A 17,287-nucleotide genomic window follows, 5' to 3' on the forward strand; every position below is an offset into this window, starting at 1 on the left:
TAATATAACTAAAGTAGATATTACTTAGAAAGACTTAAAAAATATTATCAGATATTTTCCAAATTCAGTTAATGCGTAGAGATACGAATTAACGCCCAAATTTGCTTGGTGACAATAGCGTTTTGGACCCACCTGACTCCATGCCGAACTCAGTAGTGAAACGAAACAGCGCCGATGATAGTGTAGCATTTGCTATGTGAAAGTAGGACATTACCAGGCTTCAAATAAGAGAAACCCGTTACAGCAATGTGACGGGTTTTTTGCTTTATGGGATTTAGTAAATAGCCAAGAGCCCAAACCGCACTCAGCAGTGAAACAAAACAGCTCGAAGGCGAGCCCCGGCCAACGATAGTGTAGCATTTGCTATGTGAAAGTAGGACATTACCAGGCTTCAAAGTAAACGTCCGGTGATCATCACCTAGATATTGATATTCCAAGGCAATAATTGTTCTATGTCTGGCTCAGGCTGACAAAGCTCATCGAGGCAATGCATGATGTAATCAAATGGCGTTAAGCCGTTGGATCTTGCAGTTTCGATGATGCTGTATAGGTGAGCGCTTGCTATTGCGCCGCGTGAGGTTTGGCTAAACATCCAGTTCTTACGGCCAATAACAAATGGTTTGATAGCACGCTCGGCGCGGTTATTGTCGATATTAAGCTGACCATTTTCAAGGTAAACTATAAGTTTATGCCATTGATTAGCGAGATAGGTTGCTGCCTCTGCTAACTTGGTTTTCCCGACTAAACGTGGCTGGTTTTGCTCTAGCCATTTATGCAGTTTATCGATAATAGGTTTCGCTTGCTCTTGCCTTATTTCATGCTTTTGTTCTGGTGTTTTATCGTTGAGTTTTGATTCAATGCCGTACAGTTTTTGAATAAGACTCAAGACTACGTCGGCTTTGCCTGTCTTGTTTTTACCCTGCACGTGTTTTGCTTCTATAAATTTACGACGTGCATGGGCCCAGCAACCAACGAGTGTTGATTGCGTTTGTGCATACGCTTGATAACCATCAACCTGTAAATAGCCCGAATAGCCATCCAGATAATTAACCACACAGGAAGCTGCCCGACTGTTTTGATAGTCGTAAAGCACAATGTTTGGTATTGGGTTGTGTTTATTTATAGCCGATGGCGAATCCGTGCCGGTACAATATAGTCACATGTAACTTTTTACTTTGTCGGCGTTGACCACATTGACCGTCGTTTCATCGGCATGTATCGCAGGCTGTTTATGTAACGCGTGTTTCAGTCGTTGTATCAGCGGTTCAAACAAGGTAGCGGATGCGAGTACCCAGTCACTCATGGTTTTACGGCTAAGCTTAATGCCGTATTGCTTGAACATCGACTCTTGTCTGTGCAGTGGCAGTGCATATTGATATTTGCTGGTGATGATTTGACTTAACAAACTGGACGTGGCCATGCCTTTGTTGATGGCCATGTTTGGCATCTTGGCTTGTTTAATACTGTTATTCGACCCTGACTTATCACATTCACGACACGCGTACTTTGGGCGAATATGCTCAATGACTTTTATCTTTGCGGGGACGAAGTCGAGCTTTTCGCTGACGTCTTCACCCATTTTATGCAACTCATTACCACAGCAGTTACACAACTTGTCTTCTTCGGCAATGTCATGAATCACTTGCTCACGGGGTAAGTCTTTGGGTAATGGTTTGTGCTTTGGTGTTTTGCGAGTGTAGCTAATCTCTTGCGTAGCAAGCTCATCAGGTTGCTCAATGATGTCTTCGGCTTCATTAAACAATTCACCTTGTGCGTCAAAGACTTCGGCACTTTTACCAAATTGTTTTTGTTGCGCTAGGCGGAATTGTTCCTCTAGATACCGGTTTCTTGCAGTCGCTTGCGCTAATTTTTCAGCGTGCTCTGCCCAGCAGCTTTTTAAGCAACGCCGGATCGTCTGGAAGGCAGTTAACATCAATATTCATCCTTCTATTTTATAATGTTTTTTACCGTAAACTAGCTTAATGCGATGGTTAATATTGATCCCGCGACGATCTAAATAATGCTAGCGTTTTCGATGTTGATTTGTTGATGCCCTATGACATCATACCCAGATAATAACCAGTGTAATTGTTGCTCGGTTAAGTTTAGGGTGTCGGCGCTGAGGTTTTTCGGCCATTTAAATTTGTGCTTATCGAGGCGTTTATACCACAGGGCAAAGCCTGTGTTATCCCAATACAATATCTTCAGCTTATCTCGGCTTTTATTACAAAAAACAAACACGGCACCGGATAGCACTGACAGTTCGAGTTCACTTTCAACAATGGCCGCTAAGCCATTAATGGATTTTCTGAAGTCGACAAACTGATTGCAAAGGTACACGTCGGGCACATCAATAAACATGTTCATGCTTGCAGCGCCTTTATTAAATTAGCCACCCATGTAGGCTCAGATGAGGTTGGTATAGTTAAATGAGTTTCACCATGAGATAACGTGATTGAGGCATTCACTTTATGGGAAATGGCTTTGTTTTGCACTTTCACCAATTTAGGTGCTTTTGCAGCGTCTTGTAACTTAGACCGATATTTATAAAAGTTTGAAGTGGGTAACATGTTTTCTTTACAAAATGCGACAATAGATAAGCCGCTGGTTTGTTGCTGCTCAATCAATTTTTGCCAGTCATTAAGGGTTCTTTTTTGCATAATACCTCCAGTAGAAACTGACGGTATTTTCAATTAATTAAATCCACTCTGCTAGGTGTCGTTGCTCGGACGCTCACCTCCCACAGCAACACCCATCACGTAGGTAGGGCGAGCGTAGCGACTCCCGACATTAAAATCACATCGGTAATAGCTATAGTGTTCTTATTTCACGAGCTGGATTACCCGCTACTGCGGTATTAGGCATTACATTTTTAGTTACTACAGATCCTGCACCCACAATACTATTTTCACCAATACTCACACCCGCTAAAATAATAGCGCCTGCGCCAATCCATACGTTATTGCCTAACGCGATAGGGGCTGCAAAGTTTTCCTTATTAAGCCTTTCTGCTGGATTAGTAGCATGTGACACAGCTAAAAGCTGAACGTTCGGGCCTATTAAGCAGTCATCACCAATGGTGATTGAGTGATTGGCTAATGGCGAGTCGAGAAGTGTGCAATTAATATTCATAAAAGTACGATCACCAATAACGATTTGATTGCCGTAATCGCAATGAAAACCTGATTCTATAATTACCCCTTCACCGCATTGAGCGAGCAATTCTTTAATACGTTTTAAATTGCCTTTGCTGGGGCTTTTATTGAATAGACGACATACTTCGCCTGTTTGTTTACGTAGGGCTAAAAGCTCTTTATTTATGCTATTAAATGGCTGCATTAAGGTCTTTAATTAGGTTAATTATTGCTGAGTGTATTTTACCTATATTATTACTTGTTTAAAGCTGCTTTATTTTTGTTCGTTCACTTGCCATTTAACTAGTTTCGTTTAAAATTGCATAACTTTCGAAACGAAACTTAATTCACGAGCTCTATGACTAAACGAAACACACAGCAGCGTCGTCACAATATACTGGTTCAAGTTAATGAATTAGGTGAAGTAGCCGTTGAAAAGTTAGCACAGCAGTTTCAAACATCTGAAGTAACCATTCGAAAAGATTTAACCTCGCTTGAAAAAAGTGGCTTATTACTTCGCCGCTACGGTGGTGCTATTGCACTACCTAAAGAAATTGTTAGCGATGAAGTAGATTCAAAGCGCAAAGTCGCAATAGCAAAAGCTGCAGCAAAACTTATAAAAGATCATAACCGCATTATTATTGATAGCGGGCGTACCACAGCAGCTATGATCCCTGAGCTTGCTGATAAGCGTGGGCTAGTTGTTATGACCAACGCTATTAAAGTAGCGAGTCGTTTATTAGCACTCGAGAACGAGCCGACACTTTTAATGACCGGCGGAACGTGGGATCCACATTCTGAGTCATTTCAGGGGCAAGTTGCCGAAAATGTATTATGTTCTTACGACTTTGATCAGCTATTTATTGGCGCTGACGGCATAGATGTAAAGCGTGGTACTACTACCTTTAATGAGCTAGTTGGTTTAAGCCAAGTTATGGCAAAAGCCGCTCGTGAAGTAATTGTAATGGTTGAATCAGATAAGATTGGCCGAAAAATACCAAATTTAGAATTACCGTGGAAAATAGTAACCACATTAATAACCGACAATGGCTTAGCAGACGAAAAACGCAAAGCAATTGAGGCGTGTGGTGTAAAACTAATTTGCGCAGAGATTATTGAATAGTAACTACAAAGTGAGTTACTAGAATTAAAAAATTAATGGAGACACTATGTGTGGAATAGTTGGGGCAGTTGCAGAACGTCCAGTAAACAAAATTTTAGTTGAAGGCCTTAAACGTCTTGAATACCGTGGTTATGATTCAGCAGGCGTAGCATTGCTTGATGGCAACACACTTAATACTGTTAAAGCAGTAGGTAAAGTAGTAAACGTAGAAGCTGCACTTGAGAAAGCAGGCGTTAGCGGTCATACAGGTATTGCACACACACGCTGGGCAACTCACGGTAGCGTTACAGAAGAAAACGCACACCCGCATGTATCAAACAATCAGTTAGCACTTGTTCATAACGGTATAATTGAAAACCACGCAAGCCTGCGCGCATCGCTTAAAGAAGAAGGTTACGAGTTCCTATCTGAAACCGATACCGAAGTAATGGTGCACTTAATTCATAAGCTTCGTAAGCAGCACACTAGTTTACTTGCTGCAGTACAGGCAGCTGTTAAGCAATTTGAAGGTGCATTTGGCACGGTTGTATTTGATAAAGACAACGACAACGAAATTATCGTAGCACGTTCAGGTAGCCCTCTTGTTATTGGTTTAGGCCTTGGCGAGAACTTTATTGCCTCTGATCAGTTAGCACTATTACCAGTTACTCGTAGCTTCATCTTTTTAGAAGAAGGCGACGTAGCCCGCATTACACGTGACACTGTTGAAATCTTTGATGAAAATGGCGACGCTGTAGAGCGCGAAGTGATTGAATCAAACATCACACAAGATGCATCAGGCAAAGGCGACTACCGCCACTACATGCTAAAAGAAATTTACGAGCAGCCCCTTGCGGTACGTAATACCCTTGAAGGGCGTTTAAACGACGATCGCGTAGCAATTGATGCGTTTGGCGAAAGCGCTCAGCAAATATTTAAAGACGTAAAACACGTGCAAATTATTGCCTGTGGCACGTCTTACCATTCAGGTATGGTTGCACGTTATTGGCTTGAGCAATTTGCAGGCGTTAGCTGTAATGTAGAAATAGCTTCTGAATTTAGATACCGTCAGTCGTTTGTTCATGAAAATAGCTTACTTGTTACTATTTCACAATCGGGTGAAACTGCCGATACGCTAGCTGCATTACGCCTAGCTAAAGAGCAAGGTTACATGGCCTCAATGACCATTTGTAACGTACCTGGTTCATCGCTTGTACGCGAATCAGACCTTGCCTTTATGACCAAAGCTGGCGCTGAAATAGGCGTGGCTTCTACTAAAGCATTTACAACGCAATTAGTTGGTTTGTTAATGCTTACTGCGTCCATTGCTCAAGAAAAACAGCTTGATCAAAGTGCTATTGTAAATGCTATAAAAGTACTACCTGCTAAGCTTGAAGAAACATTACTGCTTGCAGATGGCATTGCAGACCTTGCAGAAGAATTTGCCGACAAGCATCACTCACTGTTTTTAGGTCGTGGCTCGCAATACCCAATCGCGATGGAAGGTGCGCTTAAACTTAAAGAGATTTCTTACATTCACGCAGAAGCCTACGCAGCGGGCGAGCTAAAACATGGCCCACTCGCACTTATTGATGCTGACATGCCAATTATTGTTGTAGCACCAAACAATGAGTTATTAGAAAAGCTTAAATCAAACGTAGAAGAAGTACGCGCACGTGGCGGCATTATTTACGTATTCGCAGATAAAGATTCACACTTTGAGTCAGACGACACAATGCGTGTTATCAACGTAAACCACACTGACGACATTATTGCGCCAATTGTTTACACACTGCCATTACAGTTACTGTCGTACTACGTAGCGGTAATTAAAGGTACTGACGTTGACCAACCTCGTAACTTAGCTAAATCTGTTACGGTTGAGTAAAATCAATAGGTTATTATTTATTAGTTAAAACTAAAAAGGCGCTCGATGCGCCTTTTTTTGTACCTCAAAGCCTGTTAGATTAAATAACACACTATTTTCTAAAGGATTAGCTATGCGTTTATTCACTGCTATTTTTATATGTAGCTTATTTATAGTTTCTAATAACACACTTGCAGAGCCTGATTTAAAACAGCAAACCATTAGCTATACGCAACAAACACACACTATTAAATCGGCTGTTTTAAACGAAGAGCGCACAGTTGTCGTTCAATTACCAAAAAGCTATCAAGCTGAGCCAAACAAAGTTTATCCGGTCATCTATCGCCTTGATGGCGCGGGTAACATACCGCTTATAAGTGCAGTGATGGAGCGTTTGCAAAATGATAATCGTGCGCCAGAGGTTATTATTGTCGCTATTGAAAGTACCAATCGCTTAAGAGATTTATACCCCACAGTGAATAAAGAGCCACAAGGCCCGGTAGGTGAAGGGGGTGGTGCAGCAACGTTTTTAGCATTTATTGAGCAAGAACTTATGCCCTTGATTAATAAAAACTACCGCACGCATCACTTTAATGTGATTGCTGGGGGCTCAGCAGCAGGCGTGTTTGCACTTTATACTATGCAAGCTAACCCAGAGCTTTTCCAAGCGCATATTGCTTACAGCCCTGCCGTTTGGTGGAACTATGGCGCACCGGTAAAAGCAGCTAAGGCGTTTATTAATAAATCACAAGACCTAAGTAACTATGTTTACATTAATATTGGCGAAGAAGCCGGCATAATGCGTGAAAGATACGATGAATTACAGCAATCACTGCAATCGCATAAAGTGCGAGAGCTACGCTTCTTTAGTAATGCGTTTGACGGTGTCTCGCATAACCTGACTTCCGTTGCTGGTGCATTTAATGCCTATCACAACTTATTTTTGCCTAAACAAATGCCCATAAGTGATTTAACTGACGATGTAGCCTCTATTGATGCTTATTATCAAAACTTATCTCAACAATGGGGCGAGCAGGTTGCGCCACCAGACCGCGCTGTTAGATCACTCGGTTATAACTTAACGGGCAGCAAGCAGTTTACCCGCGCTATAGAGGTGTTTAAGTACAATATAAAAAACTACCCAAAATCAGTCGATGCGCTTTCAGCCTTATCTTATGGCTATGAAATGCAGGGGGATACTCGTCAAGCGCTTGAAAATATGGAATCTGCTCTAGCAATTGCAGATGACTCATACCCTTATATAAATTACTTAAAAGAAACAAAAGCTAGACTACAAATAGCTTTAGGCAAAGACGAAACATAACCACTTTTTAATCCAACTCGATTGTTATATATTTAAAGAGAAAAGGGAGTAACAGCTTTTCTCTTTTTCTAAAACCACATTAAAATCACTAACCCCTACTTAACGGGTAATAAATACGCTAAAATTGCAGGCTATTTTAGTAATGAGCCCGCAAATTTTATGACCTCAGCCGCAAATCCTAGTAATTTCAAAGAACTTGGCCTAATTCCAGAGCTAATTGCTCGATTGTCTGATCTTGAATACACACAACCTACACCTATTCAGGCACAAGCAATTCCGAGTATTTTGACGGGAAGTGACTTAATTGCGGGGGCAAATACTGGCTCAGGTAAAACAGCGACGTTTGCTTTACCTATGCTACAAACCCTATTTTTAGAGCAGGGCGCTAAAAATACTGCCAGCAAAGGTAATTTTGTAACGGGGCTTATTTTAGTACCGACGCGTGAGCTTGCTACGCAAGTGGCCGATAGCGTTAAATCGTATTCTGCAAATTTTAATGGCGCGATTAAAACGGTTGCGGTGTTTGGTGGTGTATCGGTTAATACACAAATGCAGGCACTGCGCGGCGGCGCCGATATTATTGTGGCAACACCTGGTCGTTTGCTTGATTTAATCTCAAGCAATGCTATTAAGCTCGATAAAGTGACGACCTTAGTGCTTGATGAAGCCGACCGTATGCTAAGCCTTGGCTTTACCGAAGAGCTGGCTGATCTTTTAGCGTTAATGCCTGCTAAAAAACAAACCATGTTGTTTTCAGCGACCTTCCCAGAGCAAGTCACTCAATTAACGCAAGAACTGTTAACTAATCCTGTTGAAATACAAGTACAAAATAAAGATGAAAGCACACTTGTTCAACGCGTGTTTACGGTAAATAAAGGCGAAAAAACCACGGTTTTAGCGCATTTAATTAAAATCCATAAATGGCGCCAAGCACTTATTTTTGTAAATGCTAAAAAAGACTGTGAGCATTTAGCCAGTAAACTTGAAAAACGCGGTGTGAATGCACAAGTGTTCCATGGTGATAAAGGCCAAAGTGAGCGTACTCGTGTAATTGAAAAATTTAAAGCCGGCGAAATAGAGGTGCTTATCGCAACCGATATTGCTGCACGTGGTTTAGATATTGAAAAGCTGCCAGTGGTAATAAACTTTAATCTACCACGAAGTCCTTCTGATTATATGCACCGTATTGGTCGAAGCGGCCGTGCTGGTGAAGTAGGCTTAGCGCTTTCATTGGTTGATTACGAAGATTTGCATCACTTTAAAATAATCGAGAAGAAAAACAAACTACGTTTAGAGCGTGAAGAAGTAACCGGTTTTGCTGTAAACCAAGCTAATCTTGATGCTGCCGAGGCGCTTAAAAATGAAAAGCCAATGGCAAAACCAGAAGGCACAGGCAAGAAAAAGAAAAAAAATAAAGCCGATGATATAGATGATGTATGGAGTGGCTGGCGCCGTAAGTAACAATAGAGCTAAATAAATAGCTGTAAAAACCCGTAATTAGTAAACCTAATTACGGGTTTTTTGTTTTGTGGCTTTAACTTAAAGCGTTAGTTTTAAATTAATGGTCGTGATCTTCATCTTCTATTTCTTGTGCAATCCCTAACCAGGTAATGCTTGTAGGTGGAAAAGTTAACTCTAGCTCACTTTCAATTTCTAAGTCTTCAAGGTGTACTTGCACAACGTGCTGAGCAATAGGGTCGGCTACATAAGCAAACTGACCATTTTGCGCCACTGTCATACTAAAGCTCATTCCTTCGGGCATTGTGGTTACGTTTGCTTGAGTAATATCAATTTGGCCTTCAAGCTCCCAATGCATTTCGCCATCATGGTCATGTGCGCTAAATACATTTAAAAAGCCTAAGCTGTCTAATATTAAAAAGTGCTCGCCATGGGCAGAAAAAGAGTACGATACAGCACTTGCGCCATCGGCTAGTTGCCATTCTAGTTCTTCCATTTGTGCTGTTGCTGGGTTAATAGTTACAATTACGGCTTCGCCGCCACCGTGGCCAGATGCTACGCCAATAAAGGTCTCGCTATCTTCGTGGCCATAAATACTACCAATGCGTAAATCGCCAACGGCTGCAATGTTCGCTATTTTTTCAGCTTCGTATTCATCATCGTGCTGGTGGGTTAATAACACACCATCGCTACAGCCAAATACTACGTAGTCGTGGTTTTGTGCCGCACCGTGTAAATCAGGGCACGTAACTTCTAAGGTTTGTTCAAGCTCATATTCACCATCATGAAAATAATAAACAGCTACTTGGTCTGGCAATACTTTAGCAACCGATGTGCTTTCGCTGTCATCACGGCGAATGGTTGATAATAAATGCTCACCGCGAGGCTCTGCTACACCGTGCATATTAATATCGTAGCTAATACCCGGTAGTGTTGCTGTTGCGCTTGTTATGTTGTTATCTGTTAATACTTCAACAGAGGCAACCGTACCTGAGTCTGCATCGCCATCGTAAAATATGGCTAATTGCCCGTCGTGTGTCATTAAGTGTGTAGGGCGGCTGCCACTTGTTAGCTCGTAGCTACTAAATGCAGGGCCTTGCTCGTAATCATGCAAGTGCTCACCATGATCTTCACGCCATAAACCACCATCAATAAAGCCTAAGTAATCTTGTGCGCGGCTTGCAATAACGGCATAACGAAAATCAGGTGATGACGACAGCGTGTTTGAATCATTCGTAAGGGTAAATGTTTCAAGCAGAGAGTTGTCATCTAGGTCATAAAAGCTGGCTTCGTTGCTGTTGCCTGCAAGCACAGCTAATCTGCCTAATGAATCAATTGTGTAGCCATCATCATGGTCGTGCTCGTCCTCTACAACAATAGGATCTTTTTCCACAATGTTGGTTTGGGCATCGCCACAGGCCGTAATAAATGTAGCGCTAATAGCGAGTGCAATAAGCTTTAATTTGTATAGTTTTTTCATGTTTATTTCCTTTAATTATAATTTTTTAATGCTTAAAAATAACCGCGAATACCTAGCGCAAAGCTACGCCCTGGACGTGGTGCTATATCTTTTACAAACGAGCTGTGCACGCGTGCTTCTGTATCTGTTAAGTTGGTGCCTCGCAGGTAAACAGACATATCTTGGTTTAATACTGAAAGGTCGTAAGAGATGCTTGCATCCACCAATGTGTAGCCGTCTGTTGCTGTTTCTTGTGGGGCTGTGCGGTCTTGCTTTTGATAGCGAGTAACGTGAATATGCGCACTTAATTTATCTGTTTGATAGCTTAACTCGCTACCAAAACGAAGCGGTGGTGTACGGGGTAAATCGCCGCCGTCTTTAAGGCGTGCACGAACGTAATCTGAGAATAAATCGACTTTAAACTCATCGGTTAATTGCCACGCAATTTGCGCTTCAAACCCGTGTAAAATTACGTCGTCTGTTTTAAATAAATAAACCGGCAGTTCTGATGAATGGTCGTGTTCGTCAGCCCCTTCTTCTTCATCGCCATGGTCGTGGCCACTTTCGGCGAATAAACCGGTGTCTATTTGGTAATAGTAATTATCTACTTGGTTGTAAAAGGCATTTAAAATAAAGCCAACATCACCTTGGGTTTTACGTATGGTTAAATCGATATTATTGGCTGTTTCCAAATCAATTGCTTGATCAGATAAACCCAAATGGTCGTTTTCATCTAAATCAAATAGTGCACCTACTTCGTAAGTGCCAGTACCAATGTGTGGCCCAAACGATAACAATTCAGAGGCAGAAGGCGCACGTTCAGAGCGCGATACAGAAAGGCCTAAGTTATAGTTAGGTGTAAAATCCCATACTACGCCTGCCGATAAACTGATTGGTGTAAATTCATGCTCTACGTCAAATACGCGCGTGGTTTCTGCGCTTTCTTCGTGGTCATGATCATGCTCGTCGGCTTCTTCTGCTTCATCGTGTGCGTGAGCGTCAATATTTGGCAGTAATACGTCGCCTGCTTCAATGGTTACACGCTCTATACGCCCACCTACTTGCACTAAAAAATCACCAAAGTGTCTTTCTTCCATTAGTGCTACAGCAAAGCTTTCGGTTTCTGATGGAGGCGTAAAGGCCTCTTCACCTTGTGCTTCAACATCGCTTTGTTTGTAATGAAAGCTAATGCCGCCATTCCACTCACTAAACTGGTTATGTAATAGGTCTATGCGTAATTCATTTGTTTCGTTTTTAAAGGTAGTGCCAACAGCGCCGCTCTCAATTTCAGCGTGTTCGTAGTCGGTATGGCCAGCGCGGAGATTTATTTTGTTTAGCCATTTATTATCTAGGTTGTACTCACCTAATAATTGCACTTTAGTTTGCTCTAAATCAGCAAATACGCTTTCTTCTTCGTCGTTGTGTTCTTCCTCTTCTTCCTCGCCGTGCGTATGACCCGGAATACCGTATTGACGATTAAATTGCTCTACTGCTAAGCCAATAAAGCCGTTATCCATTAAATAGCTAGCGCCAACAGTAAAACCGTCAGACTCTTCATTACTGTTTTCAACAGTGTAGTCACCACGATGCTCTTCACCGTCGCTATCTATATCGGCAGCTACAGGTACCCCGTAGTCATCGGCCTCACGCCAAAATGCATCGGCGTAAAAAGCCATAGAGTCTGTACCTGTGGTGGCATTAAACGAGGCCACTTTTTGGTTATCTACAGAGTTATGTTCTAGGTTCCATTCACCACGCGTGGTGCTGTCGGTAGGTACGCGGTTATCTACTACATTAACCACACCACCAATTGCGCCACTGCCATAAAACAGCGTTGCAGGGCCGCGTAATACTTCAATTTGTTGTGCGGTAGACGCCTCCGATGCAACAGAGTGATCGGGGCCAACGCGCGATACATCACTTACATCAAGGCCATTTTGAGTAATGAGTACACGCGGGCCGCTTAAGCCACGAATAATAGGTGTGCTGGCTACTTTACCGTGAAAATTTGTATTAACGCCTGGGAGTTTTTCAAGGCTATCGCCAAGGGTTGCGGCTTGTTGGCGCCTTAGTTGTTCGCCAGATAAAACACTAACAGGCGATGCAGATTCCATTGCCGACATATGAATAGGGGTTGCTTCAATATCAATAACTTCAATAGGTGAGCGCTTTAAATTAAACGTAACTGATTGGTTTTCATCATTCGTTATTGTTATATCTAGATGGAGATGCGCATAACCAGGCGCTACAACGTGAAGCTCTTTTAAGCCATTTTTTAGCTCGGTTATTACAAATTTACCGTTTTTATCGGTGGCTACTTTAAGGTCTGAGCCTTCAACTTCTACCGTTGCATTGGTAACTACTTTACCTTTGTTGTTTAAAACAACGCCTTCAATTGTGGATGCAAGCACACTAGCCGGCAATAAAGCTGCTATGAGAACAGCTAATTGTGATCTACGTTTCATTTGACTACCTTATTAGATGTTATATTATATCAATTATGTGAGTAATGTTATAATATATCAACAACAATTAACTGATGTTATTAAAATGTCTCTTTAAGAGTAACGTTTTTGAGTGGAGACACTGATTTAGTAGAGGAAATAATGAAGTCGAGTCAAAGTGTTATGGATCGTGTGGCAATTGGGTTATCGGTAATGTGCACAGTACATTGTTTTGCAACCCCGGTTATTTTAGCGTTATTACCAAGCTTTGCTGTATTGCAAATAGATAGTGAACAATTTCATTTATGGATTCTTGCAGCGGTATTACCCACCAGTTTACTGGCATTAAGCTTAGGCTGTAAAAAGCATAAACTTATGCGTTATATAGCCTGCGGCGTTATAGGGCTAGCCTTTATGATATGCGCAGTATTACTAGGGCATGAAATAGCCGAAAAGGCGCTCACTTTAATAGGCTCGGCTTTTATTGCTGTAGCTCATTGGTTTAATTACCAGCAATGCCTTAAGCAAAATGACGAAAAATGCCCGTGTTCAGGTAGCAAATTGGATCAAATGGTTTAACGCTTAGTTGTTGCTGGTGGTATGGCTTTCGTCGGCTAAATTAATACTGATTTATTTTAAATACTAAGCTTCTTCGTTTTAAAAGGCGACCTCTTTCATGCTGTAGTAACATGCTCAGTAATAGTAAATAAGGCCTCATAATATGAGGCCTTAAAATGTTACTAATTCACTTTAACTGTTTCGGAATTTATACTTTCATACTGATCAAGTGTTTTTACTTGATCTACACCTTTTAGCTGCATCATTAATTGCTTTACTAAAATCATGTAAATAAACATCATTGGTAGGCCTGCTACAACGCAGAGTGACTTAATAGTATCTATTCCACCACCGCATAAAAATACGCTAAAACTAATGAGTGCAATTGCACCAGCCCATAGAAGCTTAACTTTATGATCGGGGTCGCCATTTAGTTCTAGTTTATTAGTTGTCAACATAGCGGTGGCAACGCTTGCGCTTGACATAGTCGTTAGCATTAAAAAAAATTGAATAATCAAAAATAATACTAAGCCAATATTACCCGATGGTAGAGTTTGAATTAGTGAAACTACTGCAAACGTTAAACCGCCTTCGCTCATCCATTGTTGAACAGGTAAGCCACCAATTAATTGTGCCCATACTGCATAACCACCAAAGATTGATATAAAGAATGCACAGCCGAGTGAACCCATCGAAATAGTGTACAAAATAACTTCTTTAATAGTACGTCCACGCGAAATGCGGGTAATAAAAAGCCCCATCATAATTAAATAAGCGTAGTACCAAAACCAATAGTATTGAGTCCACGATTGCGAAAAACCACTTTTTTGAACTGGGTCGGTCCAAAGTGACATTCTAAAAAAGTTATCGAGCATGACACCTATTGAGTCGGTAAAGTTATTTAAAATAAACTGAGAGTCAGCCACAAGCAATACAAATAAGGCAAAGCATATTGCTGCTACAACCGTATAGTCGGACACTTTACTAATGCCTTTTTTAAAGCCAACAAGCATTACCGCAACAAGCATTAAAACAAATAATAAAATAATACTGCCTTGGAGTAATAAGCTGTTTTTAATTCCTAATAATGCAGAAACGCCAGTACTTAATAAAGATACAGTAAGTGCTAGCGAGCTTGCAAAAGCTGCGAGGGTGCCAAAAATTGCAAGTAAATCGATTGCTTTAGCAATAATAGGATTGCTGCCTACTACAGGTTCGCAAAGGGTAGAGAGCTTTAAAGTACGCTTTTTTTGTACGTAAAACGCGTACGCAAACGGGATTGCCGGAAAGCAGTAAATGGCCCAGCCAGTCACGCCCCAATGAAAAATAGAATAAGTAACAGACCAAGCTGCTGCTGCGTAGCTATTTGGTTCGGCAAAAAGTGGTGGCGATTGCAAATAATACATCGGCTCACCAATTCCCCAATATATAAGAGAAGCACCTACACCTGCGGTAAAAATCATACCGCCGTACGAAAAGTTAGAGTGCTCTTTTTTTTCTTCACCTAATCTAATAGATCCGTACTTTGAAAAAGCTAACCAAAATAAAAAACCAACTAAAGCCAAGCTCACAAGCTCTACTAACCAACCAAACCAGCCTGTTACAAAATGCATGGCGTTGCTTGCTAATAATTGTGATTGCTCTGGATATAAAGTTGAGATAACTAATAAAGTAATTACTAATGTAATTGCAGGAATAGCCAGCTCAAAGTTAAGGTTTTTCAATGGAATTTCTCCATTGCACGAGTGCTTTGATATGGCTTGGGTTAATTCCGCAGCAACCACCAATAATATTAGCGCCAAGGCTATGCCATTGTTTTGCAAACTCAAGATACTCGTTAGGAGATAAATCACGGTAGTCTTGCACTGCTTCATTTGCTTTGTGAGCATTTGAAATAGGAGTAAAGCTGTTAGCAAATGCGCCTAACGTTACTTTTTTATTTTGCTTAGTTAATACGTTATTAGTATCACGCAGTGCTTGCTCAATAACTTCAGGGATAGAGCAATTAAAGAAAATACCTGCAATGTTTTGCTGCTCAAGTAGTGCGGTTATGGCATCGGTTACTAGCTCACCTGAACGCAGCGTTGCCTGCTCAGTTACTTCGTCACTTAGGGTAAATGCGTAATAACATGGCTTAGTTGAGCCTTTAAGTACGCTTGCCATTACTTGTGCTTCTTCAGTACTCGATATTGTTTCGCCAAGCCAGAGGTCTACATGGAGATTTTGTGCATTGTATAAGGTATTTAAAATAGTAAAAGCACGTTTACTTTCAAATAAATCGGGGCGATATGAACCAAATGCAGGGGGTAATGACCCTGCAACTAATACACTTTGTTTAGCATTTTGAGCTACTTCTTTAGCAATAAGCGCCGCTTGCTCTGCGAGTAACGCGCCTTGGCTTTCGTAGCGTTCTTCACCTAAATGAAAGGGCACACAGGCATAACTGTTAACCGTAATTATTTCAGCGCCTGCATCTATAAAGCCTTGATGAGCTTGTGCTACATATTGAGGAGCTTCTATAAGTGCTTGTGCACTCCAAAGTGGCTGTGAGAACGGTGCGCCAATGCGCTTAAGTTCACGTCCCATGCCGCCATCTAAAATTGTTACCTTTTTCACTTATGGACTTCTATATGTCTAAATAATATGGCGCTATTCAAACATATTTTTTAAAAAATCATAATGAAACTTCATCAGGTTGGGCATGAAAAAAGCTCAACCTATTAAAAAGGCACAAAAAAAGCGACTACCCAATATGGTGTCGCTTTTTTAGTAAGTAGTATTAGCTTACTTATAAAAGGCTTCAACAGTGCCTTTTCTTGTAAGTAAAAGCGGTTGTCCGCGACGATCAAGCCCTTTTGGGGATGCAAACTTTATCCAACCTTCGCTGATGCAGTACTCTTCAACATCAAAACGCTCTTTGCCGTTGAACGTGATACCAATATCGTGTTCAAAAACTTCTTCCACATGATGTGGGCTACGTGGATTAATAGAAAGGCGATCTGGTAAAGCAGGTTTTGCGGTAGTGTCGTTCATGGTCATATTCTATATTGAATGAAGTATGCGCTATTGTAGGCAATACAAAGCTTTCGCTCAAGAGAGATAGTAGTAAATGTGTTTAAAAATGTACTAATTAATGAGTTGTGTATACAAATGAGATTGCGCTTGGAAAATATGTATAGAAGGGGATTTTGACGATATTTGACTAAAAACTATATAGATAAGTATATTAATGGGCTATTGCTAACCCATTAAATTGTGTAGCAATTAGATGCTAACAATGTTCTCGGCTTGAGGGCCTTTTTGACCTTGAGTAACAGTAAACTGTACACGTTGGCCTTCAGCTAAAGTTTTAAAACCGTCGCCAGAGATCGCGCTAAAATGTGCGAACACATCTGCGCCAGATTCTTGCTCGATAAAACCAAAACCTTTTGCTTCGTTAAACCATTTTACTGAACCAGTAGTTGTAGTAGACATAATATGTATCCTAAAAAATTAATATAAGTGTGCCTGAAAAGAGGCGATTGAGCCGGAAAAAATAGTTAACTTGAGGATATCGTGCAGGATTATTACTAAAACAACTCGGTACTAACAAATAAAACAAAACTTCTTTCAAACTAGTATTCAAAATGGATTATTGCTAACCCATTAAATTGTGTAGTAATTAGATGCTAACAATGTTCTCGGCTTGTGGGCCTTTTTGACCTTGAATAACAGTAAACTGTACACGTTGGCCTTCAGCTAAAGTTTTAAAACCGTCGCCAGAGATCGCGCTGAAATGTGCGAACACGTCTGCGCCAGATTCTTGCTCGATAAAACCAAAACCTTTTGCTTCGTTAAACCATTTTACTGAACCAGTAGTTGTATTAGACATAATATGTATCCTAAAAAATTAATAAGTGTGCCTGAAAAGAGGCGATTGAGCCGGAAAAGATAGTTAACTT

At 41.0% G+C, this 17,287-nt stretch carries 15 protein-coding genes, 1 rRNA gene and 1 pseudogene; 6 read left to right on the top strand and 11 right to left on the bottom strand.

All coding sequences use genetic code 11. The annotated features are described in order from the left end of the window. Positions 1-104: 104 nt before the first annotated feature. A 5S ribosomal RNA gene (gene rrf / locus ABX891_RS01800) occupies positions 105-219 on the top strand. A gap of 199 nt (positions 220-418) precedes the next feature. On the opposite strand, the pseudogene tnpC reads toward rrf, so the two are convergent. The 4 genes and pseudogenes from tnpC to ABX891_RS01820 all read right to left on the bottom strand — a co-directional run bounded on the left by tnpC (position 419) and on the right by ABX891_RS01820 (position 3,339). Continuing rightward, positions 419-1,933: pseudogene (gene tnpC, locus ABX891_RS01805) on the bottom strand (IS66 family transposase). 80 nt (positions 1,934-2,013) lie between these two features. Next, positions 2,014-2,367: an IS66 family insertion sequence element accessory protein TnpB gene (tnpB, locus tag ABX891_RS01810; RefSeq protein WP_024596033.1), complete on the bottom strand. Its 354-nt coding sequence runs from the start codon at positions 2,365-2,367 to the stop codon at positions 2,014-2,016. Beyond that, positions 2,364-2,660 (bottom strand): IS66 family insertion sequence element accessory protein TnpA, encoded by a 297-nt coding sequence (gene tnpA, locus ABX891_RS01815; RefSeq protein ID WP_179808287.1) that lies wholly within the window; start codon positions 2,658-2,660, stop codon positions 2,364-2,366. The genes tnpB and tnpA overlap by 4 nt, the downstream gene beginning before the upstream one ends. A gap of 151 nt (positions 2,661-2,811) precedes the next feature. Beyond that, complete coding sequence (locus tag ABX891_RS01820) at positions 2,812-3,339, bottom strand: sugar O-acetyltransferase (protein WP_354628789.1); 528 nt, start codon at positions 3,337-3,339, stop codon at positions 2,812-2,814. Positions 3,340-3,492: 153 nt separating this feature from the next. On the opposite strand from ABX891_RS01820, the gene ABX891_RS01825 reads away from it, so the two are divergent. From ABX891_RS01825 to ABX891_RS01840, 4 genes are all read left to right on the top strand, one after another. After that, the gene (locus ABX891_RS01825; protein WP_024589675.1) at positions 3,493-4,257 is read left to right on the top strand and encodes a DeoR/GlpR family DNA-binding transcription regulator; all 765 of its coding nucleotides are present in this window, start codon (positions 3,493-3,495) and stop codon (positions 4,255-4,257) included. A gap of 46 nt (positions 4,258-4,303) precedes the next feature. Beyond that, positions 4,304-6,124, top strand: a complete 1,821-nt coding sequence (glmS, locus tag ABX891_RS01830; RefSeq protein WP_309167858.1) for a glutamine--fructose-6-phosphate transaminase (isomerizing) — start codon at positions 4,304-4,306, stop codon at positions 6,122-6,124. A 112-nt stretch (positions 6,125-6,236) separates the two neighbouring features. Further along, on the top strand, positions 6,237-7,427 hold the full coding sequence (locus ABX891_RS01835; protein ID WP_309167850.1) for an alpha/beta hydrolase-fold protein: 1,191 nt from the start codon (positions 6,237-6,239) through the stop codon (positions 7,425-7,427). A 159-nt stretch (positions 7,428-7,586) separates the two neighbouring features. Then, positions 7,587-8,888, top strand: a complete 1,302-nt coding sequence (locus tag ABX891_RS01840; RefSeq protein WP_354628790.1) for a DEAD/DEAH box helicase — start codon at positions 7,587-7,589, stop codon at positions 8,886-8,888. Between the two features lie 97 nt (positions 8,889-8,985). On the opposite strand, the gene ABX891_RS01845 is transcribed toward ABX891_RS01840, so the two are convergent. Both ABX891_RS01845 and ABX891_RS01850 read right to left on the bottom strand, forming a co-directional pair. Then, positions 8,986-10,365, bottom strand: a complete 1,380-nt coding sequence (locus tag ABX891_RS01845) for a 5-methyltetrahydrofolate--homocysteine methyltransferase (RefSeq protein WP_354628791.1) — start codon at positions 10,363-10,365, stop codon at positions 8,986-8,988. Positions 10,366-10,397: 32 nt separating this feature from the next. Next, entirely contained in the window at positions 10,398-12,809 is a 2,412-nt protein-coding gene (locus tag ABX891_RS01850; RefSeq protein ID WP_354628792.1) for a TonB-dependent receptor, read from the bottom strand. 141 nt (positions 12,810-12,950) lie between these two features. Here ABX891_RS01850 and ABX891_RS01855 point away from each other — a divergent pair, with 141 nt between their 5' ends. Further along, the gene (locus ABX891_RS01855; protein WP_309169043.1) at positions 12,951-13,367 is read left to right on the top strand and encodes a MerC domain-containing protein; all 417 of its coding nucleotides are present in this window, start codon (positions 12,951-12,953) and stop codon (positions 13,365-13,367) included. A gap of 161 nt (positions 13,368-13,528) precedes the next feature. Here ABX891_RS01855 and ABX891_RS01860 read toward each other — a convergent pair whose 3' ends face one another. The 5 genes from ABX891_RS01860 to ABX891_RS01880 all read right to left on the bottom strand — a co-directional run bounded on the left by ABX891_RS01860 (position 13,529) and on the right by ABX891_RS01880 (position 17,217). Further along, positions 13,529-15,070: a BCCT family transporter gene (locus tag ABX891_RS01860; protein ID WP_354628793.1), complete on the bottom strand. Its 1,542-nt coding sequence runs from the start codon at positions 15,068-15,070 to the stop codon at positions 13,529-13,531. Beyond that, positions 15,057-15,962 (bottom strand): homocysteine S-methyltransferase family protein, encoded by a 906-nt coding sequence (locus ABX891_RS01865; RefSeq protein ID WP_354628794.1) that lies wholly within the window; start codon positions 15,960-15,962, stop codon positions 15,057-15,059. The genes ABX891_RS01860 and ABX891_RS01865 overlap by 14 nt, the downstream gene beginning before the upstream one ends. Positions 15,963-16,130: 168 nt before the next feature. After that, positions 16,131-16,379, bottom strand: coding sequence for a DUF3297 family protein (locus ABX891_RS01870; protein ID WP_002963088.1), 249 nt, complete (start codon positions 16,377-16,379; stop codon positions 16,131-16,133). A gap of 231 nt (positions 16,380-16,610) precedes the next feature. Beyond that, a complete protein-coding gene (locus ABX891_RS01875; protein WP_010554515.1) occupies positions 16,611-16,820 on the bottom strand; it encodes a cold-shock protein in 210 nt (69 codons plus the stop codon). 187 nt (positions 16,821-17,007) lie between these two features. Further along, a complete protein-coding gene (locus tag ABX891_RS01880) occupies positions 17,008-17,217 on the bottom strand; it encodes a cold-shock protein (RefSeq protein WP_354628795.1) in 210 nt (69 codons plus the stop codon). Between the last annotated feature and the right edge of the window lie 70 nt (positions 17,218-17,287).

This window comes from Pseudoalteromonas sp. NCIMB 1079, assembly GCF_040567695.1.
GTDB classification, from domain to species: Bacteria; Pseudomonadota; Gammaproteobacteria; order Enterobacterales; family Alteromonadaceae; genus Pseudoalteromonas; species Pseudoalteromonas distincta.